The sequence below is a fragment of the Deltaproteobacteria bacterium genome, from assembly GCA_016177765.1.
Classification (GTDB): Bacteria; UBA10199; UBA10199; order JACPAL01; family JACOUP01; genus JACOUP01.
The window spans coordinates 131,579-155,113 of the sequence record JACOUP010000003.1 but is presented as its reverse complement, the minus strand read 5'-3'; the positions used below and the strand labels follow the sequence as shown (position 1 = coordinate 155,113).

General features: G+C 55.2%; 12 protein-coding genes. All 12 read right to left on the bottom strand.

Features of this window, described 5'->3' with window-relative positions; genetic code table 11:
• Position 1: 1 nt before the first annotated feature.
• Positions 2 to 1,228, bottom strand: coding sequence for an ABC transporter permease (locus HYS22_02110; GenBank protein MBI1908947.1), 1,227 nt, complete (start codon positions 1,226 to 1,228; stop codon positions 2 to 4).
• 32 nt (positions 1,229 to 1,260) lie between these two features.
• A complete protein-coding gene (locus HYS22_02105; GenBank protein MBI1908946.1) occupies positions 1,261 to 2,469 on the bottom strand; it encodes an ABC transporter permease in 1,209 nt (402 codons plus the stop codon).
• On the bottom strand, positions 2,466 to 3,815 hold the full coding sequence (lysS, locus tag HYS22_02100; protein ID MBI1908945.1) for a lysine--tRNA ligase: 1,350 nt from the start codon (positions 3,813 to 3,815) through the stop codon (positions 2,466 to 2,468). Before lysS ends, HYS22_02105 begins: the two co-directional genes overlap by 4 nt.
• An 85-nt stretch (positions 3,816 to 3,900) precedes the next feature.
• The gene (locus HYS22_02095) at positions 3,901 to 8,964 is read right to left on the bottom strand and encodes an SBBP repeat-containing protein (GenBank protein MBI1908944.1); all 5,064 of its coding nucleotides are present in this window, start codon (positions 8,962 to 8,964) and stop codon (positions 3,901 to 3,903) included.
• A gap of 162 nt (positions 8,965 to 9,126) precedes the next feature.
• Positions 9,127 to 13,242 (bottom strand): hypothetical protein, encoded by a 4,116-nt coding sequence (locus HYS22_02090; protein ID MBI1908943.1) that lies wholly within the window; start codon positions 13,240 to 13,242, stop codon positions 9,127 to 9,129.
• A gap of 73 nt (positions 13,243 to 13,315) precedes the next feature.
• The gene (locus HYS22_02085; GenBank protein ID MBI1908942.1) at positions 13,316 to 17,398 is read right to left on the bottom strand and encodes an ATP-binding protein; all 4,083 of its coding nucleotides are present in this window, start codon (positions 17,396 to 17,398) and stop codon (positions 13,316 to 13,318) included.
• Positions 17,399 to 17,407: 9 nt separating this feature from the next.
• Positions 17,408 to 18,503 (bottom strand): peptide chain release factor 2 gene (prfB, locus tag HYS22_02080; GenBank protein MBI1908941.1). Its coding sequence is split into 2 segments (ribosomal slippage): positions 17,408 to 18,439 and positions 18,441 to 18,503, totalling 1,095 coding nucleotides; the frame shifts between segments, so codons are not numbered across the junction.
• A complete protein-coding gene (lnt, locus tag HYS22_02075) occupies positions 18,500 to 20,014 on the bottom strand; it encodes an apolipoprotein N-acyltransferase (GenBank protein MBI1908940.1) in 1,515 nt (504 codons plus the stop codon). The genes prfB and lnt overlap by 4 nt, the downstream gene beginning before the upstream one ends.
• The gene (gene ybeY, locus HYS22_02070; protein MBI1908939.1) at positions 20,011 to 20,364 is read right to left on the bottom strand and encodes an rRNA maturation RNase YbeY; all 354 of its coding nucleotides are present in this window, start codon (positions 20,362 to 20,364) and stop codon (positions 20,011 to 20,013) included. The genes lnt and ybeY overlap by 4 nt, the downstream gene beginning before the upstream one ends.
• Entirely contained in the window at positions 20,330 to 22,123 is a 1,794-nt protein-coding gene (locus tag HYS22_02065) for an HDIG domain-containing protein (GenBank protein ID MBI1908938.1), read from the bottom strand. The genes ybeY and HYS22_02065 overlap by 35 nt, the downstream gene beginning before the upstream one ends.
• A complete protein-coding gene (locus tag HYS22_02060; protein MBI1908937.1) occupies positions 22,120 to 23,118 on the bottom strand; it encodes a PhoH family protein in 999 nt (332 codons plus the stop codon). The genes HYS22_02065 and HYS22_02060 overlap by 4 nt, the downstream gene beginning before the upstream one ends.
• A gap of 5 nt (positions 23,119 to 23,123) precedes the next feature.
• Entirely contained in the window at positions 23,124 to 23,504 is a 381-nt protein-coding gene (locus HYS22_02055) for a YjbQ family protein (GenBank protein MBI1908936.1), read from the bottom strand.
• Positions 23,505 to 23,535 lie beyond the last annotated feature (31 nt).

Below are 23,535 nucleotides of genomic sequence, written 5' to 3'. Positions count from 1 at the left end.
TTTAAGCCTCTGTTAACGCCCGTACCAGATTCAAACGGGAAAGCCGCGACAGTGAAAACCAAACCGCACCAAAAAGAAACAAAAATCCAACACCAAAGACCACAAGCGCCTCGCCCCAGGACCAGGCCGAGGGGACTGAAGAGATGAAATAGACCTCCGGGGAGAGCGGAATCCATTCCCTTTGCGCCAGGAGTCGGGAAAAACCAAAGGCCAGAATCGTCCCCAGGAGGAGGCCGGTGCCGCCCCAGAAAAACCCCTCTGCAAAAAAGAGCCGCCTTAATTTTTTTGGACCTGCCCCAAAGGCCCGAAAGATCGCTATATCCTGTCGCCTCTCCAGCATCTTCATCACGAGGATCCCGGTGAGGTTAAAGGAGGCGACGAGGACCAGAAAACCCAAGAGGATCGTGAAAATCAATTTTTGCAGACGGAGCGCCTCAAAAATATTTTTATTGAGATCATACCAGGTCATTACCGAATAAGGATAACCGAGGTCCTTTCTCATGGTTTCTCCCCACGAAAGTACCTTTTCCGGATGATCGGGCTCGCCTGAAGCAGGCTCGCCTGGAGCAGGCCAGATTTCAAAACCGGTCACCCGATCCCTGATTTTGAGGATCTTCTGGATCTCCGCCAGGGGGAGAAAGGCAAAACCGGCGTCGTAGTCGTACATCCCGGATTCAAAAACGCCGGCTACCGGGAAACGGAGAAAATGGCGCGAAGCGATTTTTTCCTCCCCCTCTTCCGGTAAAAAAAGATGGAGTTTCTCCGGCGAAGCGGCCACTCCCAGGGAACGGGCAAGCACCTCCCCCAGAATTAATCCTTCCTTTTTCTCACTAAAATAACGGATCTTTGTGCCGGAGACCTGTTCGATCTTGTCGAGATCGACACCCTTGATCACCACCCCCTTAACCTTTCCTTTGAGGACAAGAAGCCCTTCCCGGTAGAGAAACGGCGTCACCACCCCTTTTTCATTTTTGGACTCGAGGTAATTTTCTAATTTTGTTTTTTCTCCAGAAACCTGTTCCATCTCCCCCACCTTCATCACAACAAGAGGGGCATTAAAGTTGAGCACCGCCTTGAGGTATTCCTTTTTGAAACCGCTAAAAACGGAAAGCCCGGTTAAGAGGGAAATCACCGCCAGGGTGATCCCACCTACCGTCAGGACCGAGGCGACACGGATGAGCGGCCGACCCCGTTTTTTGCGGAGATAAGTAAAGACAAGATTATTCATGGTTCGATAAACTCACCATGTCCAAATAGTTTCTATTCATACCTTAACAGTGGGGCGATCTCCATTTTAGAGGCCTGTCCGGCCGGGTAAAAGGCGGTCACCACCGCCAACAGGGGCGCCGTCAGCAGAACCAGACCGATTTGCGAAAAACTGGGGGAGACCGGCAGAAAATCAAGATAATAGGAAGAAGGGAGGGGGATCTTGATGAAATAGAGCAGGAGAACAACGAGAACCCCCAACAAACCGCCGCAGGCGGTCCCTTTCAGTCCGATACCGATCCCCTGCCAGAGAAAGATCCGCCGAATCGACCCTCTCTCCAGACCGATCGCCCGCAAAAGGGCCATCTCCCTGACCTTATCCAGAATAATAAGAGAGAGCATCCCGAAGATCGTCACCGAGGAGATCAGCACAATCATGGAAAGGAGCAGAAACATGCCGATCCGCTCCATCCGGAGGGCCCCGAACAGTTTTTTGTTTTGCTCCTGCCAAGTGGTCACCTTGCCGGCCAGGGAAGGGTTTTCCTTTTCCAGCTTTGCCTTCATCACTACCGCAGTCTGAAAGTCGATCCCGTCGGTGACAATCTTCTTTTCTGAAGAGTGGGGAAAGAGGGATAAGACCTGGGGGTAGGCCACAATCGCGAACTTGGTGTCGTACTCGTAGAAGCCGGACTTGAAGATCCCGATCACCCGGAACTGACGGAGACGCGGTATAAAATCCCCCGAAGGGCCGACATCCCCGAGGGGTGAAATCAGGAGTACGCGATCCTCAAAATCGGGATGGACATTCAGGGCGAGCGCCAGCTCCTGACCGATAATAATTCCTGGCTCGTTCCGGTCAAAGAGGTCCTTGATCTCCGAACCAAGGGCGTAGTTCACCTTAAAATACCGGTCGATCCGGAAATCCTTTTGCTCAATCCCTCGAATCTTGACCCCCATTGTTTCCCTCGCCTCGGATTGTAAAATCCCCTCCGCCTCCACAATCGGATAGGCTCTCTGGCCCCTCTCCCCTTTGTGGGAGAGGGTCAGGGTGAGGGGATCAGGCGTTGAAATCGTCAACGCCCCGTTGAAACCGACAATCCTCGACCTAAAATCTTTCTCAAAACCGTTCATGACGGAAAGGACAACGATCAGGGAAAAAACGCCGAGCCCGGTGCCCGCCACACCAATTCCGGAAAGGAGACTGATGAACAACGGTCGTCGGGCTCCCCCCAAGGTCCGTCGGGCGATCCAGGAAAGGATCATGGATCCGGCCTCAAAAGGGGAAAAAGGATGACGTCGCGAATCGAGGGTTGATCGGTCAAGAGCATCACGAGCCGGTCGATCCCGATCCCCTCCCCCGCCGTTGGGGGGAGCCCGACTTCCAGGGCACGGATAAAGTCGTCATCAAAAGCCATCGCCTCCAGATCCCCCTTTTTCCTTTTCTCCATCTGGGCCTCGAAGCGCTCCCGTTGGTCCAGAGGGTCATTCAGTTCGGAAAAGGCGTTGGCAATCTCCCGTCCGGTAATATACAACTCAAAACGATCTACCACACCCGGGTTTTTATCATTTTTTCTCGCAAGCGGTGACTCTTCAACCGGGAAATCGGTGACAAAGGTTGGCTGCACCAGCTTGTCTTCCCCAATCTTTACCATCTCGGCGTAGGTAATCCGCTTGAAAGGACTCTTCAGGCTGATCGTCGTCCCCTGATAGATCAATTCTGTCTTGCCCAGTTTTTTTGCCAAAAATTGAAGGAGCTCTTCGGTCAGTGTCATCAGGTCTTCGTAAGTCGCATACGCCTGGTAGAACTCCACCATCGTGAATTCCGGATTATGCTGGGTGCTGATCCCTTCGTTCCGGAAATTCCGGCCGATTTCAAAGACCCTTTCAAAACCGCCGACGACCAGTTTTTTAAGGTACAGTTCCGGGGCGATCCGCAGATAGAGATCCCTGTCAAGCGTGTTGTGGTGGGTGATAAACGGTTTTGCAGTGGCCCCCCCGGCAATCGGGTGCATCATCGGCGTCTCCACCTCCAAAAATTCCCGCGCCACCAAAAACTCCCTCAAAAATTGGATGATCTGCGACCGCTTTTTAAAAACCTCGCGGACTTCTTCATTGACGATCAGATCGACATACCGCTGGCGATAACGAATCTCAACATCTGAGAGCCCGTGCCACTTCTCCGGCAATGGCTGGAGCGATTTGGCCGCCAGCCGGAAGGTTTCGGCATGAAGCGTCAGTTCCCCCGTCTTGGTCCGAAACAGAGGCCCTGTTACAAACAGAAAATCGCCGCGGTCAATCGTTTGAAAGAGTTGAAACTCCTTTTCCGTCAGGCTGTTCTTCTGGAAAAAGAGTTGCAGTAAACCGCTCCGGTCCTGAAGGACCGCAAACGAGGCCTTGCCGAACGAGCGAACCATCATCACCCGCCCCGCCACGGAAAATCTGTCGGCAACCTTCTCCAGATCCTCTTTGGAAAGGAGGTCATACTTCTGCCGAATCTGCCCAAGAGTATGGGTGGGACAAAGGTTGTTCGGGTACGGATTGATCCCTGCGGCCCGAAGCGCCTCCAGTTTTTTCAGACGTTCCTGAATGAGCTTATTGGTTTCGTCCATTGGCCGAGAATTACTGAAGAAATTGATAAAAAAGCGGGGCGAGTCTATCGGCAGGGAAGTTCTTTAGTCAAGGGAAAAGGGGGAGTTAATCTCTACGGACTGAAAGGGAAAACAGTCCAAGGACCAGCAGCCCGAGGGCCAGGAGGAGAAGAACTGCCGGTTTCAGGGATCTTTCTGAATCGGTCGTCGCTGACAGGGTTACGGCCGACGGTGTTTTTGACCCCTTTGCCGCCATAGCCACCGTTGTGGTTCCCCCCGAAAAACCCTCACTAAAAGGGGCCGACGGTTGCTTGAAAGAACCCTTGGGTGATACCCCATTGGGTGAATCACCCTTGGTAGAGGCTGTCTCCCCCTCCTTCACCGCCACAATGGATGGCGTCCTTCCTCTCGAAAAACTCTCTTTTTGATCCGATTTCTTCACGGATGATTCATCCAGGGAGATATCACCCGAAGGAGAGGTTGTTGTTTCCTCCGCCGTCATCGCCGAGAGGGTCCCTCCGGAATAACCCCCGCCGGTAGCGGCTGGCTTCGTTGAAGAAGGGCCCGATTGGGCAGTGGGCGATGACGACTGGCTAAGTCCGCAACCCCCGGAAGAGGGAGAATCTGAATCTCCCCCCCCACCATCAGAAGAACCGGTGCCGGTTGAGGAGCTGTCTGTAAACTGTTTGCTGACCAACGCGACAACCTCCCCGTCAACATCGGTCGCCACCTCAATATCCAGCTCGCTGGAAGAAGGGACACCGGAGGCCTTAAAGCTATAGCTATCGTAGGTCTCATCCGTGCCGGATGTGGTTTGTCCCTTGAAGTCACCGGTTTCCAGGGTCATGGCGCTCAAAGTGCTTGTCCCCTCGGCCACCAGGGTCACCTCCGCCTCAACCCCATTCACGGAGACGATCGGGAAGACGGGGGAGTCAACGGTTCCCTCCACCTCTTCCGTGGAACCGACCGGAGTCCGGGATTTCACCTCAATCGGCAGGTCGTCCACCTCAGGAAGAGGGATGACGACGGTGATATTCTTGGAGGTCACCCCGCCGTAACCATCGCTCACCTCTACCGTCAGGGTATACGTTCCGGGGAGCCTCGCCTTCAGGTCCAACAGGCCGGAACCGGCCCTCACAAAACCAAACGCCCCATCACTCTTCTTGAGACCGACCGGTTTGTTGAGGGTCCAGGTGTAGGCCAGGTTGTCCCCGTCATCATCGCCAAAGACGACATCACGGAGGCTCACATCCTTTGAGAAATTTCGGAATTTGACGCTGTCCCCCTGCAGGACGACATCCGCCCCTTTGAAGTGGCTCTCCTTCAGTGTCGGCTTGGCCGGGGCATTGTTGGGAAAGATGAAATTGACGGTCTCATGGGCGGTCCCACCGTTCGGATCAACAGAGACTTGCTGGAAGGTATAGGTCCCCCGAGGACATGGATAGTTGCGACAGTCAATCTTTCCGTTGCTGACCTGCAGAGTGGCCGGGCCGGAATTCACGGCCCAGGTGGTGGTGATGGTGTCCTGATTGGAGTCGGAAACCGAGGAGATGCCAAGGGTGTCAATATCAATCACCTCGCCAGGCCGCAATTCACTCCGGATCTCCCCCTTAATTTTTGTGATCTTGGGAACATAGTTGGGGGTTGTCACCGTATGGGTGAAACAGTTTTGCTGGCTCGAACCGTCCGTGACACAGACACGCACCTGACAGGTCCCCACCTTGATCGCTGTCAGGCTCGGTTTGTCCGTGCTGGAGCTGTCAAATGTGGCATTGGGATCGGTGCAACTGACAACGTTCCAGCTGTAGGACATGGTATCACTGCTGTAAGCGGTAAAGGAATTACTCCCGAAGTTGAAGACACCATCACTCGTAAAAGAGCCCCCCAGGCTCCCGGTAGGGGCTTTGGCCCCGTAGGTCAAGACCACCAGGTCGGAGCTGGAACCACCAACACCGTCCGAGACGGTCAGTCTCAGGGTAATCATCGTTCCGAGGGGATAGTACATCGGGACCGTGACCGTGGGATTGGCAATCGCCATATTGGAAAATGTGACGCCCGGTCCCGAGACAAGCGCCCAGCCGTAGGTCAGTGTATCATTATTGGTATCCGTGGCGCTTCCGGCAAGTTGAACGGTTGATCCCGGTTCACAGTTGTCATCACTCCCGGCATTGACGACGGGGGCCACATTAGTCACCGTGACGGTGATCGAATCCGGATTACTGCCGATGGTCCCGTCGTTGACAATGAGACTGAAGACCAATGTTCCCGCCCTCCGGGCCGTAAAGGTCGGCTGGGCCGCCGTGGTGCTGGAGAGGGTGGCGGTTGGGCCGGAGGTCTGGGTCCAGGAGTAGGTCAGGCTGTCCCCGTCCGGATCGGAACTCCCGGTCCCATTCAGGGTCACCGTCGTCCCCGGGCTGACGTTTAACTGGTCTGATCCGGCATTCGCCGTTGGCGGGTCGTTGCCAGCACCAATACTGATAGAAACAGTGGCGACATTGCTCTCCTGAAGACCATCGCTCACCCAAAAGGTAAAACTGTCCGCCCCGTTGTAGTTGGCATTCGGCGTATAGGTGGTAATCCGGGCCGGACTCCCTGTGAAGGGGGTGCTTAAAGAACCTTGGGTCGGCCAGGTGACCACGGCATAAGTCAGCGTTTCGCTGTTAGGGTCGGAGGCGCTGAGGGTAATGGAAACGGCGGTGTCTTCATTGGTGGTCACCGTCTGGTTATTGGCCAGCGGCCTGGCATTCACATTAATGTTCACCGTATCGGCGGAGGAGTTGGCGATCCCGTCATTGACGGTCAGTGACAAGGTAATCGCGGTGTTGAGGGAGACATCGGGGGCGGTAAATGTCGGGCTGACGGCGGTGCTACTCGAAAGAGAAACACCGGTGCAGTTGACGGTGCAGGACCAGCTGTAGGTCAGAGAGTCCCCATCAGCATCGGAACTGCCCGACCCGTTCAGTGTGACGGTCGCCCCTTCCGGGATATTACTCTGGTCGGAACCGGCGTTGGCAACAGGGGCGGTGTTCGGCCCTATCTTGATAACAAGCCCTTCATAGGAGGTCCCGCTGGAGCGGTAGGCACTCTGGGTGGTAAAACCGGAGGCCATCGAGCCGGCCAGATAGACAATGTCTCCCGTGGCATCAATCGCCATCGCCTTGCAGGTATCCTGACCCGATGTTCCAAAGACACTGGAATAGACGAGGGACGAACCGGCGGCATTGAATCGCGTATAAAACCAGTCGTCGCTCCCATTGGTTGTCCGATCGTAGGCGTCCGCCGTTGTCGGGAAGGCGGAGGATCCGGTTGCCGGAGCGGTCGACCCGGCGACATGGATCCTGCCGGTTGAATCGATGGCGATATCATACCCATAATCATAATAACCGGAGGCCCCTTCCAGGAAGGTTCCGAAGACGAGACCGGTTCCATCGGCATTCAAGGCGGCAACAAACGCAGAGTAGGCTGAAGCCTTGCGGGTTCGATCATAGGCCCCGACCGTCGTCGGGAAACCGGAGGAGCTGGTGTACCCGGTGACCCAGGCCTGATTGCTTGAATCAAGGGTGAGGCCAAAGGGGACATCAATGGCCGTCCCCCCGAGATAGGTCGAATAGACAAGACTGGTCCCGCTGGAGTTCAGTTTAAAGACAACGACATCCCAGCTCGATCCCGTGTCATTGTAGCTTGTATCATAAGCACCGACGGTCGTTGGAAATCCTGCCTTCGCTTCCCCCGTTACGTAGACGTTGCCGCTCCCGTCAACCGCCATCCCCCCCTTCAACCAGTCCATCTCGTCGGGATTGGTCCCCCCCACATAGGTTGACCAGGAAAGACTTGAACTTCCGCTTTGTGCGGTGTCCAGCTTGGCCACAAAGAAGTCTGTCCCCCCATTCCAACTCGTATCATAGACGCCTGCCGTTGTTGGAAAATCGGTGGATGCAGCCTTCCCCGCCACCCAGGCGATTCCATTATTGTCCACCGCAATGCCATGGGCGCTATCGTGGGCGGTAGTGGTTCCCCCCAGATAGGTTGAATAAAGGAGACTGCTCCCGCTGGCATTCAGCTTGAACACAACCGCATCCCTTGTGGTCGTCCCGCTCCCCCCTTTTGAGCCTTGATAGGCGGAAGCGGTCGGGAAGTCGGTTGAATAGCTGTAACCGGCAACGTAGGCACGGCCGGAGGAATCCACGGCGATCGCCTTGCCGCCATCACCGGAGGACCCCCCAATGTAGGTGCACCAAGTGAGGCTCTGGCCGTTCGACGCCAATTTGGCGACAAAGATATCGTCACTTCCATTCTGGCTGGTGTCATAGGCCCCGACGGTCGCAAAATCGGTGGAGGTGGTATAACCGGTCACATAGATGTTGCCGCTCCCGTCAATGACCATATCATCGGGAAAGTCCCAGCTGTCACCTCCCAGATAGGTTGCAAAATAGAGCGAGGGATCGATGATCAGGGGCAACTGGGGATCATAGGGACCCAGGGCAAAACCATAGATCCGGGCATTGATCAATGCAAACCGGGCCTCGACCGGGATTTTCTCCCCTCCCTTTTCCTGATAAACGGTCGGCTTGGCGTCCCGGAGTTCTCCCGAGCGGAGTTTCACAACCAACTCGCCGGCATCGGAGAGGACAAGCCTCTCAACCCCCTGGTAGGCCAGTTTGATCTGGCGGGGATCCGCTCCCGGTTTCACGACAAATTCGTACTTCAGTGTTTTTCCCTTCCCGGCAACATGCCAGTCGATCCCGGACCAGAGGTTTTCATAGACGACCCCGGCATAGGTCGGAAGATCCCTCCTCCATTTTGCCGGATCGTTTCCCCTGAAGAAGTTGACAGTCGCTTTTTGTTTTTCTGTCCCTCTGATCTTCAGCCCTTTTTCCGGCTGGACAGGAGAGAGGGCAAGACGCTGATCTGGGAGCGCCAACTGGATGCCGGAGTCGGCGAAACCGATCTGAAAATCCCTTCCCCTGGCAAAATAGCGGATGGTGGGAGTAACCTCCCCCTGATTTTCAATAAAATAAAAGGGAACTGACTGAAGCGCCGCATTGGCCTGTCTGACAGCAAGCGATGAGTGAAACAGAAACCAACCCAGGAAGGGGAGAGAGACCAGGAGACCGAGCGCAATGACCCCTCGCCAACCGGTAACCCGCCGTCTAAGAGATATGGAATTCATATACCCCCATTACTTTCATTTAGATAAATAATATGGGTTTATTGTAACTCTGTTCTAGGGGGAGGTGCAAGAATATTCTAAAAAAAAATCTGTTACCATCCTACTGATTTATATAGATATTTATGAAATTTGTCGATGACTCTTATGGCGCTGTGTTAAACCCTACTGACAATCGGGGTCAGCACCGGGAGAAACCGGCCTGGGCGTCCCATCGGGTCCGGTCTCGCTCTCGCCAAGACACCCCTTGATGACAAGGTAAATGGGACGATTGTGTACCGTCGCCTGATTCGACCTCATGACCCCTACCCCGGCAAGATCAAAATTAGGGTTCCGGAAACGGTTGGTCTCCGAATCGGGATTGGACCGGTCCTTATCCAGTGTCCCGGTATGATCCAGGTTCTCCTCATGGCCGGATCCCCCCCACATCCGCCTCCCGTGAAGGATCCCCGGCCGGCAGGAAGAGGGATTCGCGGTCGTCTCTCCTGCGGCGCCGGCCACATAATAGGGGAGCGGGTTCGGGCCATAATAACTGAGCCCAGGGCTGCCCTCACTGGCATTCACGATCAGAGAGTTGATCCGTGGATTCAGGATGCTTGACTCCCCGGCATCATAACGGCCTGGCACCTGTCCCACAGCCAAGGGGAAATAAGAGCCCGGGATACCGGTATAAAGGGGGACAAGCTCCGTATCGACGCATCCAGTGGTGAGAGAGAGCTCAATCGTCACGTCCGCATCCGTGGCATCCAGGAGAGGGACTTCCGGACTGAAGAGCCGGACAACGATGTTGTTGCTGAAGAGCAGTTCGCCTGTTACAGGGTCAAAGAACCCCGCTATCCTGGCATCGTCCTGGGACAGGGAACTCCTCAACTGGTTGGCCATCGATTCGACCTTGGGGTTCAAACCAGCCACCGGACTCAGATCACCGGCATACAGGCCATAAAAACCGCGGGACCCGTCATTATAACAGGCCTCTCCGGGGGTCGTATTCTGACCATAAAAGGAACGACGACAAGAATCCGAGCCCTTCAGGACAAGGCCGCGATCGGCAAGAAAGGCGGAGAAATAACGACAGGTGGCAGAACGACATTGAAAAGAATAAAGATATTCATTGGGGCGGTCAGCGCTGGAACCCGGCGCATTGAAGAGACTGATCCCTTCGGAACTCCGGCGGGTGTAATTGGGAGGGGTGAAACTCTCAGTCACCGGGGTATAAACACCGGGAATCAAAATGACCCCGGCCTCCGGCCTCAATTCCACCAGGATTGAAAAACGGTCAACATCCTCTTCGAGGGAAGCACCCGGGATATCCGAGCGTTGTGCCCCGATAACCTGTGCCTGGGTGACGCTGGAGGCGATCCCGACGGCGCCCGCCAGTTTGTTGGGAAAACCGGCAAAAAGGCGACCGACATGGAATGTCTTGAAACCGCTCGGTGCCCCATTCGCCCCTTTAAAGGCCATTTCAGTCTCCGGGAGATCGGCCTCTCCCGAGGCCCGGACCGTCTTTGTGACCAATTTGAAATCATGGCTGACAATCCCAAAGGGACCGGCCGGATCGGACCCAAAGGTGATCGTCCCGATCTTGCGGCACCACCCTGTTGTCGGCGTCTCATCACAAGAGGCCCCAATGGGACAACGAGTCCCCCCATTGCCAGCATCGGGACAGTGACTGACATCAAAGGGGAGGGCCGTTCCGGGAGTGAAAGAAAACTGGTCGTGCGCGCCACCAAAGATAATCTGATTCACACGAAGCCGGTCGGCGCCATTCTTGGCCTTCCTGTTCACAACATAAACATCCCTTGTCACCCTGTTGGAACGAAGGCTGAATTCTCCACTGATTTTAGAAGTGACCGGATCGATCACCTCACGAACCGCATAGAGGCATTTTCCATCAGGGGCCACAAGGTCGGCTGTTTTTGGGATTCCGCTCCGGCTATCGGTACAATCGGCCCCGGAATAGGCCTCGAAGTCACTGATATAAATCTGCGGGATCGCATCCGCCTTTTTCTCCGGCTTCCCCTCAACATTGAATGAAAATGAACCGGCGTTGGAACTGACCCCATACTGGGAGTTGATCGGATTCAGGTTGGGAAGGGTCGTCGGGCAGAACCGGAGGTAAAAGAAAATATCGGTTTTTCCGTCAGGGGTGATTGACCGGGCCGGTAAACTGCCCCCTGAAATGGGGGGTGCCGTCCTAAAAACCTCTCCCTGACGGATCTGTCCCCTCGTAAAATACCCGGTCGCCTCCATTATCGGCAGACCGACCGACCCGATATTGAGGACCCCTGTATTGGAAACACGGTAGACCTTGCTCCGGCAGGTCCCCTGCAGGGTCGTCTCGTCCGGATAGAGGCCAAAATAACTGTTTTCATTGACGGGGGCCGGTGCCGACAGGACTCTGCCGAGATTGGACCCGTAACTGTCATCGTTATAAGACGCCCCTTTCTGGACCTCCGAGATGGAGAGTCGTCCGCTCCGGACGCTCGCGGTGGCCCGCAGGACAAGTGTCAACCGATTGGCCGCCAGCGTGAGGGTCGCCTGACAGACCCCCTCTGTCGTGCATCCCGGCGCCCCCTCAACCGGCCGGAAGGAGAGGACCAGTGGCAGGAGTCCCCCCACCTCCAGTGACGGCGTTGTCCCCTCACCCGCCAGTTGAAAGGCGCCATCTGCCGGCGTTATTGTCGGGTCCAGCGCCAGCGGCGTATGATCCGCCTCGTTGGTGATGAGGATGGTTTCCTCGGATTCAAAGCGGCGACGCACCTCAGAATTGGCATAGGCCTGATTCACTGCCTCTTCGTTAGTCCGCCTGATAAACGGACTCTGTCGGAAGGTCACCGTTCCTGAAAAACCTTGACTGGGGTTTCCGGCGAGAGAAATCCCCTCTTCCCCGGCCGTTGTCGTCTCCCCCGCAGACCAACTATGTTTTGCAAAAATGGCGAGATCGGGGCCGGAGGGAAGAACCTCACAATTATTTTTGATCCCCTCCAGAGTCATTACCGGTTCATCGGTCGCCGGATGAGTAACCTCTCCCTCAATATCCGCCGCGAGGGCCGCCCCGGCAAGGGCGACAGAGAGCTTCCCACCCAAAGGGGGACTGGCCTCATTGGAAAGCGGGACACCGGTAACCAGTTTCAGATGACCATTTTGAAGAGGAGAACCGGTTGTCGTCTTGGGCCCGACATCGCTGAATCTCACCGGAGGAGGCGTCCCCGGCGGGACCGTCACCGATCCGGTCGTCAGGCTGAGCCCCTCCTGATCCTGAATGGGGGTTCCCGGGTCGTCCTCAAAAGGGGGAACCACCTGGGGGGGGAAAATTGTCCCCCCGGTAAACGGCGCTTCGGGATCAAGTATCGGAAAACTGGTATCCGTGAGGCGATCATAGAAACGGATCCGGAAGTGGAGTCCCTCGAACTCCTCAATATGAATAACTCCCCCTTCCTCACGACAACTCCCTTGGGCTGTCAGCCCCTCAAAATCCCCCTCCCCCTGTCCGGCATCAATCTTTAAAGCGGCATCCATGGCGGTGTTAGCGATCCTATAGGTCGGAAAATCCCTCGCCTCCAGAAAAACGCGGCAACGGGCCGGATCCGAAAGATCAAACTTCAGTTTCATCGGCTTGTCCGGAAAATAGCGGATCGTATTGATCTTCTTCGCCGGGCTCGGTGTTTCGTCGCAATCCCGGGAACCATAAGGGTAACTCATGCTCAGGTCAGGATCAGGATTGTTGCAACAATAGAGATCCCGGTGTTCCTGGGGGGTGGGAGGGTAAGGCCCGTCGAAAGGCTCATTCAGGTCGAGCCCGTAAAGCCGACAGTCTGCCGGGATGTCGTATTTGTCCTCCACCGGAGAATCCCCCTTGAGGACAAGCGTTGCATTAAAATCAACAGGGCAGGTGTTGATGCAACGACAGGTCGCAGTATCCAGCGATTGATCCTCCCGGCAGGAGACCCCCGGACAGGTGGTCTTTGGAGCGCGGCACTGGAAAGTTCCCAGGTCACAGACCTGCCCCCCCGGGCAATCGGCATCCGCCCCACAACCAAACTTTGGTGTTACCGGGGGAAGAGAGACAGAACAGAGACCGGAGATCAAATCACAAACGGCCCCGGCACAATCGGCATCCGACTGACAGGCATTATTAATGTTCCTCTCGTCCCCCCCAGGACTGGCGGCGCCACCGGCCCCAAATTGAAAGGGATCCCCTTGATCAAAGGCACAGGAGAAAAATAAAGGGATACTGAAGAAAAGCCCGACAATTGAAAGAAGCCTCTGCCTTCTCATCATACGCCTCTTGCTGACAAGGCGTATAGAAAGGGAGGGCTTCCCGCAAGCCTTTTTTCAATTTTCTTGTCACCCTCTAACGCGCGGCGTTACTGCGCCAGAGCAATTCTCCACCCCTGGCACGGCCAGCCTCCACCGCTTTTCTCTCTTCAAAACGAACCATTCCTTCCGGTCTGAGGGGTGTTGGTGTTTCTCTCATCATCAAGACTGCTCGGTCGAGTGCCATCACGGCCGCCGGGTCATCTCGAAGGGTTCCGGCAAGATACCTAACGGCGACGGAGAAAGAATCCTCTCCGGGGAAATGTTGCTCCCCCTCACCCGCCCTTCGGGCACCCTCTCCCCAATTGGGAGAGGGATAAGAGGTAACCCTTGTTAAATACTCCGGCCCCATCGCTTCAGCTATCCCTCGCACAATAGCGGGATCCACTGGCGGAACGATCCCCCCCGCCGGATTGCCTCCCGGTAGACTACCGCCCCCCTTTCCCCCACCGGAAGGAGGCCTGTTCAGAGCGGCCAGCCGGCGCCGGGCACGGGCCAAGTGATCCCTTTGCACAATCAGGTAGGAGGAGACATCCCGGCCAAGGCCGGCATCCTGGGCAATCGCCAAGGCCCACGGGGATTCTCTATGTTGAGCAACCGCCTCGATATGCCGCGGCAAGAGAGAGACCAAGAGTTTTAGGCTTTCCCCGTAATCGGGCAGGTGGAGGACTCCCTCAGGGAGAGGCTCCTGATCGATCGCTGTGAGGATCGAAAGGTCATCCACCAGACGTCTGATTTTGCCGCGAAGGGCAATCGGGAAAAATCGGTCAAATGGGTCGGCAGGCCCCTCGGCCATTCTGGCATCGAGGTACTCCAGATAGCGACGGTTTAAATAAACATAAGCGCGGCGCTCTTGGGGGGTCAGATCCTTTTTTAGGAACGGCGGGGTGACATTCTGATCAATCATCCCCACGGTATAAAAAACCGCTTCGTCCAAAAGAGGATTGAACTGCCCGGCGGTCTCCTTTTGCTCCCGGCGGAGTCGCCGCAAGAAGTCACGGTGGACAATAAGGGCCGTCGCATTCACCATCGGACCCACAGTCCCATCAAGATCGGCAACCTCTTGAGAGGCAGGAACCTCGGCAGTCTGGTCAATTTTTTGAATCGATGCCAGTGTCTCCTGTAACCGTTGCCTCAAGATCCCTATCCTCTCTTGGACGATCTGTTCAGCTTCGGAACATTCCTCCGTCTCTCTAAAAATTTTCTGGAGGAGACGGATCTCTGTTCCCAAAACCAGCACCACCGTCTCGGAGGCCCTGGTCCCCCTGAGAGGGCTCAGATACCCCCGGAGTTCCAGCCGGGCCTCCGGGGCCGACATCGGTTCAAAACCAAGGTTGGGTGAACCACCCTTGTCTGGAGCGCCCGCAAGCATTTGCCCCAGGATATTGTATTCTGTCGCCGCGACCGCGAGCGTCAGACCGATCCCATCGTCGGAAGGGTACCTGCGGGTCTCTTCACGCAATAATTCAAGGAGCCGGCCGGTCATCAGAAAGAGGAGCCGGACCCGATGCTCGGAGTCGTCGCGACGATAACCGACAGGGGTCACGGAGAGGTCTGAAAAACTGGGTGACCCATGAGGCCATGCCAGAACTTGGACTCCCTCCCTCTCCCAGGGATCGAGCGGATGAAACCGGAACAAGAGTGACAAGTGGAGATCTTCCAGATGATCGATATCGGGACCCAACCGGACGTACCTCAAAAGTCCGGGATACGGCGGGACCCACTGCGAGGCGAGCCGGACGTAGGCCTGTTGATCGGCAGGGCTTAGCCTGGAATCGGGAGGGATCAGGAACTCGTGGGCCTGTCTTCGGTTGAACGGTTTCAGGTCGAGTCGGACCAAGGGGGGTGTCCATCCGGTCCACCGCATCCAAACAGCCTGTTCCTCCGGCGTCAGAAAGTCGCCCCCCCCAAAAAGGACAATCCTTCCCCCTCCCTCCAGATAACGGTGAAGGAGGAATGCCAGAGGGATCAACCGGTGCCACACCTTCTCCTCCGGTCTGATCGCCGCCTCATCCAGAATCAGAATGTCAGGATTCCCGGCCATCAAGGCTGAAACCTGTTCCAGTTCCCCTCCCTCCACCCCCTCATCCGAAAGCTTCAGTGTGGCTACTTTTTTCCCTTTCCCCCTCAAGGCCGCAGGAAGGGTCTCTCTGGCTATCCTTGACTTGCCGGTCCCTCGCCAACCGGCAACAGCAACAACCGGCTCTTCCCCCTCCAACAATGAGAGAATTTCGGCGATCTCGTCGCGCCGGTACCCTTCCAATCCGACCCCATCGGGGTCCGGCGGCAACAACCAGAGGGCCCCTTGATCAACAGGAGAAAACCGATAGACCAGCCCGGAGGGAACGGTAAACTCCTCACCCGGGGTGATGAGACGACCGACTAATGGCAGAAGAGGCCCACCGGATGACCCAGACTCCCCTGGGGAAGTTGTCACTCCTCCAACAAAACCATCCTTGGGTGGGGCACCCAAGGGTGAATCACCCTCAACCAGAAAGGCACCTGGTCGGGAATCTCTTAAACCAGAAAGCATCCAGGGGGGAGGAGGCGATGCCTCAGGGTCGGTCCCTCCTCCGGCACCCCCTCCTGTTCCACCCGGTCCTTTTTTCCCTTCTTCGAGATCCACATAGATAATCGCCAAAACAGCCCTGTGGAGAGAGCCGGTCTCCCTTATTTTGTCGGCCAAGTTGGAATCAACCCAGTCCCTGGCCTGTCGTTGGACTTCAATCTCCTCCGCCGAAAGTCTCTGCGCCTCGACCAGTTCCTTGAGTTGTTCTTCCGAGATGGGATAAGAGGCCGCTCCCCAACTCCCTCCGGTCACTCGGCTCATCCATCGCGCCACAACAGGGTGGGACGGATGGAGTTGAAGGGAACGGGTGAAGGTGACCCCTTCCCACGGGGTGATCGCTTCATAGTCAATCTCCCAGCTTTCCCCCACAACCCCTGAATCACCCTTGGGTGAACCACCCCCAGGTAAATCACCTGACCGGGAAGGGACAAGGCGGAGACGCCCTGGAACGGCGACACTAAAGGTATGGAGCCCCGTCGCCCCTATTTCTATCATCCCCAAAAGGGATGGCTCGGAGCGAGAGAGGAGCGGGAAGAGAGAGACAACCTTTCCCCTGAAACGGCTTGAGAGAAACAACTCTCCGGGGGCAAATTCAAAGGATGGGGCATCGGCAGTCCCTTCCAGAAAAAGGGCATTGGCGGCGGCCGATAAATAAAGGAGTCTTTGAAACCGGTCGCTTCCGGGTGGGATCCGTCCGAGATTACGGATGAGGGAATCATCCCCTACCCAGTCTCCCGAAAGAGGGATCTCAATCTCTTCCCTCCGGGGATAGGAAAAGCCTTGCAGGATAAAATCGCCTCCCCTTCGAGTCAGTCTTATAGAATCGGCATAAACCGGGAGGCGGAGCTCCGTTGACGGATCATCAACAAACCGATGTGTGATAGGGGCGATCGTCTTGACGACCAATTCCACGGTCGAAGGACCCTGCTGGTGAACGGCCACCAGGACTGCCTCCCCATGCAACTCCTCCCGGCGAGGGAGATGTCCCCAGATTGAAAAAGGAGATCCTGCGGCTCGCCGGCTCCCCTCTTCCGAAGAGGGCGACGGCACCAACACAATCGTCACCGCCTCACGGGGAAAGACGAACGGCTCCCAGGAAGGGGGCTCTTCACAATAAAGGATCTCACCCCCTCCCGCGATTGCCGACTCGGCGAGGCTGGTCGCGGAAAGAAGGGTCTTGTAGAGTCTCTCGCGGTATTCGGGGGGATGACTGTGACCGTAATACCTTTCAACAAGCCCTTGCAGGAGTTCCTCATAGCGGAGAAGCCGGTGGGAATGATCCGGCATAGTGATCTCGAACCGATCCGACGGATGGTGCTGAACAAACTGATCCGAACCGGTCAGACGGACCAAGGTATCGACAAGGGCAATCAGGGAAGGGTCGCCGGGGACGGAAAGCTCCGAATAGAGCCTGCCCAAAAGAGACTCGCGGCTGATAGTCACCCCTCCCGGCATCGTGGGGCGGTTCTCGGCGGAAAGGGCAAAAAGTTGCCTTAATCCCGAAGGTTCCCCGCGTGCCTGGCACCAAAGGGGGGGTCTGGTGCCAGGCACGCGTATAATTTATTGATTATGAAGAAGAAATTGCCGGATGAACAGATTCAGGTCTCCGTCCAGGACCCGTTGGGCATCCCCGACCTCTACGCCGGTCCGATGGTCTTTCACCATCTTGTACGGGTGCAGGACGTACGAACGGATCTGGGAACCCCACTCGATATCCTTTTTGGAGGATTCAATCTTGGCCTTTTCCGCGTCCTTTTTCTTCATCTCCTCTTCATACAACCGGGCCTTGAGGATCTTTAAGGCGAGCGCCCGGTTCTGGTGTTGGGACCGTTCATTCTGACAGGCGACGACAATCCCCGTTGGGAGATGGGTCAGACGAACCGCAGAATCGGTCTTGTTGACCTTCTGCCCCCCGGCCCCACTGGAACGGAAGGTATCCACACGGAGATCCGAATCCTTGACCTCAATCTGGATCTCGTCTTCAATATCCGGATAAACAAAGACAGAGGCAAAAGAGGTATGACGCCGTTTGTTGGCGTCAAAAGGGGAAATCCGGACAAGACGATGGACGCCGATCTCCGCCCTTAAATAGCCGTAGGCATAATCACCAGAAACCGTCACCGTTGCCGATTTGAAACCGGCCTGATCTCCAAGGGTGAAGTCAACCACCTCGTTCTTGTACCCCTGTTTGTCGGCCCACATCCGGTACATCCGGAGAAGCATCTCGGCCCAATCGCAGGACTCCGTCCCACCGGCACCAGCATTGATCGAAAGGATGGCACTGTTGTGGTCATGCCCTCCGGAGAGCATTCTTTCAAATTCAAATTGGGCGAGGGTTGCTTCAATCCCGGCAAGCCTTGTCTTCCCCTCCCCTTTCAAATCTTCATCGGCCCCTTCGGCACCGAGTTCCAGGAGCAGGGTCGTCTCTTCGATCTCACTCTCCAGTTTTTGGAACCGGGAAACAAGATCACCCAAGAGTTTTTTCTCTTTAAGAACCGCCTCTGCTTTCTTGTTGTCGCTCCAGAATCCTGCCGCTGCGGCTGTTTGCTCTATTTCCTCAAGACGTTTTTTCTTTGAAGCGATGTCAAAGAAGACCTCGAAGCTTGGAGGTCCGTTCGGTAAAAGATCGGACCGATTCTTTTTCTTCTTTAGTCATCCCTTGTTCTCCTTATTTTTGAAACAACTGATCAGGCCGAGGATAACTACCACAACGACGGCCCCCCAGGCAAACAAATCTCCATGGCGGGTGTAAAAAGTCGTCGGACCCCCCAAGACCACCTCCCCTTCCATCATTTCCCGTTGGAAAAGTCTCCCTTTTTTAACAACCCGCCCGAGGGGATCGATGATGGCGGAGAGCCCGGTGTTGGTGGAGCGAATCAGGTATCGCCTGTTTTCAATCGCCCGGAACCGGGAGAGTTCCATATGCTGGATCGGGGCCGAGGTCACTCCGTACCAGGCGTCGTTGGTGATATTGACCAGAAGGTCCGCCCCCTTTTTTGTAAAATTCCGGGCGATCTCCGGGAAGAGATCCTCATAACAGATCAAAGGGGCCAGTTGGGCCTTTTCTGTCTTCAGCAAACGAGCGTCCTCGCCAGCCTTCATCTCGCCGATCACCGGAACGACCTTGTGGAGAAACGAGAGAACCGTCTGATACGGGACATACTCCCCAAACGGGACCAGATGGAGTTTGTGATAAGCACCGGCAAACTCCCCCCCTTTTTTGATCAGAAGAGCCGAATTGCTAATGGTCTCCTTCTTGGTGAATTGCCCCGTGACGGCGCCGACAATCGTGTCAAATTTGAAGGAAGCCCCGAGCCCGGAAGAGCCTCTCAGAGGAAAAGACAACAGGTAGGGGTAAGAAGCCTCCGGCCAGACAACAAGGTCACTGGCCACAACCTGATCCATCATTTCCTGATAGATGCCCAGAATCGCCTGGGCGCGCCGTTCCTGCCACTTCTCCTCCTGAGGGATGTTTCCCTGCAAAAGGGAGACTTGAAAATGGGGACGGTCTTCTTCAGAGTAGGAGAGAATCCGGTAAAACCCATAACCGACCGTCAGTATCAACAAAACCGACACCAGGAGAGATTGGACCCAAGCCCCCTTTTCTCTAACAAGAACCCGGGCTATGGAGGCATTCAAGAGGACAATCAAAAAAGTAACAAGGTACGGACCTCCCAAATCGGCAATCTGGATCATGGGAAGAAGTTTTGTCTGTGTATAGGCCAGGGCCCCCCAAGAGAATCCTCCCACCGGAAAATAATTGAGGCAGAAGTCCTGAACCACCCAGGTCCAGGGGAGGAGGAGATAGAAAGAGAGACCGGTCTTCAGAGAGAGCCAACGGGCCAGTGCCAGGGCTCCCGCCAGATACAAAGTCATTGCCGTCATCATCACCACCAAGGCCCCCAGAGAGGCACTGGGAGAGAGATGACCGAAATAATGAAGGGCATTATAGATCCAGTAAAAGGCGCCGCTGTAAAAAAGGAAACCGGCTATAAAACTGGTCCAAAAGACTTGTCGAGGGGTTTTATCCTTGAAAAAAATAAAAAGCGGGACGAGGGAGAACCAGGCGAGAAGGCCCAGAGAGGGAAGCGGTTGGCGGAAGAGGAGTGTCGGGAAGGCGAGAAAGGTAATTAGACTTGTCAACAACAACGGAAGAAACTTTTTCATAAATTGGCGATTGATCTTAACAGGGCCCGTTGTTTTTGCCACATTTTTTGTCTGTCCCTCTTTTTTTGGTGATCATACCCCAGAAGATGAAGAATGCCATGAACAAGGAGGAGTTTCACCTCATCCCAGGTCGAATGTTTCTTCTGCCGTGCCTGACGGGCGGCGGTATCGAGGGAGATGAGGATATCCCCTAAAAATCCATTTTGCTCACCCGAAGGAAAAGAAATCACATCTGTTGGCGTAGAATCATTGAAATACTGGGCATGATACTTCTGAATCACCCGATCGGAAACAAAGACGATTGAAAGCTCGCAGTCAGCGAGGCCCAATCCTTCGAAGAGTCGCCCCACCGCCTGTTTTACCGGGCGTGCCGGGACCTTCCGCGAGCGGTTTCGATTTTGTATATTTATCGGTGGCATGTTCGGGGGGAAGGATCGTCTCCTCTTCGGGGATGGTCGGGTACTCAATCCTCTTGTGGTAGATGCCGATCAGTATCCTGTTGAAGCTCTGCGCGATCAGGTTCAGATCCTGCAAGGTCAACTCGCACTCGTCCAGTTGGCCATCGATGAAATTCTTATTAATCATGTTCCGAACCACCTCTTCAATCCGGGCGGGCGACCGGTCCTTGAGCGAGCGTGTTGAGGCCTCGGCCGTATCGGCCAGAAGGATGATTCCCGCCTCACGAGTCTGTGGTTTGGGGCCGGGGTACCGGTAATCCTTTTCATTCGCCAGATCCTGGCCCGCTTCTTTGGCCCTGCTGTAGAAATAGCTGATCAGTTTTGTCCCCTGGTGCTGGGGAATAATATCCACAATCCTCTCCGGAAGTTTGTATTCCCTGGCCATATCGATCCCCTCTTTCACATGCGAGGAGATGATCAAGGCACTCATGGAAGGGGCCAGTTTTTCGTGACGGTTCTCATCGGGAGGCTGGTTTTCAATGAAATATTCCGATTTTTTCATCTTGCCGATGTCATGAAAATAGGAGGCCACGCGTGCGAAAAGTCCATTGGCCCCGATCGCCTCGGCCGCCGCCTCAGCGAGGGTTCCCACCATGTGGCTGTGGTGATACGTACCGGGGGCGCGAACAATCAGTTCCTGAAGGACAGGATGGTTTAAGCTCCCCAGTTCAAGAAGTTTGACGTCTGTCAGGTAACCAAAAATCGATTCGGCGAGGGGGGTCAGTACAAAAACAAGGATACTGCTCACAATCCCTCCAAACAGGGCCGCCCCCATATCAGAAACGATATCCCACTGGATCAACGGCTGGATGGCGGAAGAGAGTCCGACCAGATGAAGCACAAAAACAAAACAGGCTGAGACCAGACCGGTCCAGACGCCGGCCTTGAAGATATCCATCCGGCTTCGGGCATGCCCGATCAAAACAATCCCGGCAAGAGACGAAAAGAAACAATAAACAAAATAGAGAAAGTCATTCTCCATTTCGACCCCCGCAAAGAGACAGGCCGCCATGGCAAAAAAGAGGGCGATTTCCGTGGTGAGAACCAGTCGAACAAGCATCGCCCCAAAGGCGATCGGAAGGGCATAATAAAAAGCGGTGACCGGGAGTGTGAACGGCAGACTGGTTTGCAGTCCCGTCGCCACGGCAAAAGAGCTTTTGACAACTAGAAGCGAGATAGCCAGAAGGAGACCGCAAAAGACGAGGTCTTTGCGAACCGGTTTGAACCCTTTGACAAAAAGCCCCCCAAAAACAAACAGGGCCGTCAAGATAAAGAGAGCCAGCAAAAAAGAACCGACGAGGCGGATTTTGAAATCTTGTCGAGACTGGATCTTGCGGATGCCGTTGATGACCTTGGCATGCCAGGGACGAAACCGATCTCCGCTCCGGATAATCGATTCCCCCCGTTTGACCGAGAGGATCACCGGCGCCACCTCCCCTGAGGCCTTCTCTTGCAAGGCCTTGGTCTCCTCTTCATCCACAATTTCGTAATCTTTGTCCGCCTTGATGTCGTGAACGGCAATGGAGGCGACCTGAACATTGTCCGGCAGGCGGCTCCAGTGGGCGTTCATGATCAGGCTTAAACCGATCGCCAGCAACAGGAATAACAGCCACCCCCCTCTCAGAACCTCTTTGGTCTTTTTTGATCTCATTTGGTTTTTCCGTTTATGCGATCCTTTTCATAAGCCCTTAAAATATCCGAAACCAGCTTGTGGCGAACAACATCTTCTTCAGAAAAATACTGAAAGGCGATCCCGCCAATTCCTTTCAGAAGCCGTTCCGCCTCAATAAGGCCGGAGATACGCCCCGGCGGAAGGTCAATCTGCGTGACATCCCCCGTGATCACCGCCTTGGAATCAAAGCCGAGCCGTGTGAGGAACATCTTCATCTGTTCGGTTGTGCAGTTTTGGGCCTCATCCAGGATGACGTAAGAATTGTTGAGCGTCCGTCCGCGCATGAAGGCGAGCGGCGCGATCTCAATAACCCCTTTTTCAACGAGGTGAAGGACCTTGTCACCATCCAGCATATCATGGAGGGCATCGTAGAGAGGTCTTAAATAGGGATTAACCTTTTCCGCAATATCGCCGGGCAAGAATCCCAGTTTTTCTCCCGCTTCAACAGCAGGCCGCGCCAGAATAATCCGGCTGACCTCTTTCTTCATCAGTGACGTAACCGCCATCGCCACCGCCAGATAAGTCTTGCCGGTTCCGGCCGGCCCGATGCCGAAAACCATGTCGTTGGCCCGGATCGCCTCCAGATATTCCTTCTGGTGAACAGACTTGGGGGCAATCACCTTGTGTTTGGCCGGAATAAAAATGCTGTCCATGAAAAAATCCTGGAGGCTTAAATTTTGATCCGCCGCCAGCATCTTGGCCGCCCGTTCGATATCGGCACCAAAGATCGGGTACCCTTTCTTGAGGAGGGTATACAGTTCCGATAAAACCTTTTCGACGAGCTGGACCCCTTCTTCCTGCCCGCGGATGCTGACATCGCTCCCCCGGACCGTGATGGCGACACCGAGCTGGTTCTCCAGAGACCGGAGGTGTTTATCCTCGGCGCCAAACAGATTTCGGGCCAGGTTGTTGTCGTCAAACTGGAGTTTCAGGAGTTGACCTTTTGTCTCCTTTGATCTTTCCTTTTTTCCCATAATGGTCACCTTTTTGGCGAACCTTGCGGTCCCCTTATCGGGGCCGCTTTTTTAGCCGCCCCGGCCCCATCTCCAATGACCTGCACCCAAAACTCCCTCCGCCGGCCGGACGGGTCGGAATCAATCAAAAAGATCTGCTCTCTGGGGGCCAGGAGCAGATCCCCCTTTTCCACCGGCAGTGTCAGAGAACGGGCCTGTACCAAACCGGCCGCTTTTAATTCCTCCTCCGTAGTTACCGTCAACAAGGCCTTGCCTGCCGGAGGGGTGATCGTTACAAGTCCCTTGAGGATCGTTGACTCTCGCATCGCACGCTTCACGTCGTGGATAATATTAATCTTATCCACCCCAGTCGTTGTGGCCACAAAGTAGCTTTTAAGGAATATCATAGCAAGAAATGATCATTTGGGAAAGGAGCCG

Coding starts and splice junctions, on each gene's coding strand:
- HYS22_02110 (MBI1908947.1), bottom strand. CDS start 1,228: ATGAATAATCTTGTCTTTACTTATCTCCGCAAAAAACGGGGTCGGCCG.
- HYS22_02105 (MBI1908946.1), bottom strand. CDS start 2,469: ATGATCCTTTCCTGGATCGCCCGACGGACCTTGGGGGGAGCCCGACGA.
- lysS (MBI1908945.1), bottom strand. CDS start 3,815: ATGGACGAAACCAATAAGCTCATTCAGGAACGTCTGAAAAAACTGGAG.
- HYS22_02095 (MBI1908944.1), bottom strand. CDS start 8,964: ATGAATTCCATATCTCTTAGACGGCGGGTTACCGGTTGGCGAGGGGTC.
- HYS22_02090 (MBI1908943.1), bottom strand. CDS start 13,242: ATGATGAGAAGGCAGAGGCTTCTTTCAATTGTCGGGCTTTTCTTCAGT.
- lnt (MBI1908940.1), bottom strand. CDS start 20,014: ATGAAAAAGTTTCTTCCGTTGTTGTTGACAAGTCTAATTACCTTTCTC.
- HYS22_02065 (MBI1908938.1), bottom strand. CDS start 22,123: ATGAGATCAAAAAAGACCAAAGAGGTTCTGAGAGGGGGGTGGCTGTTA.
- HYS22_02060 (MBI1908937.1), bottom strand. CDS start 23,118: ATGGGAAAAAAGGAAAGATCAAAGGAGACAAAAGGTCAACTCCTGAAA.
- HYS22_02055 (MBI1908936.1), bottom strand. CDS start 23,504: ATGATATTCCTTAAAAGCTACTTTGTGGCCACAACGACTGGGGTGGAT.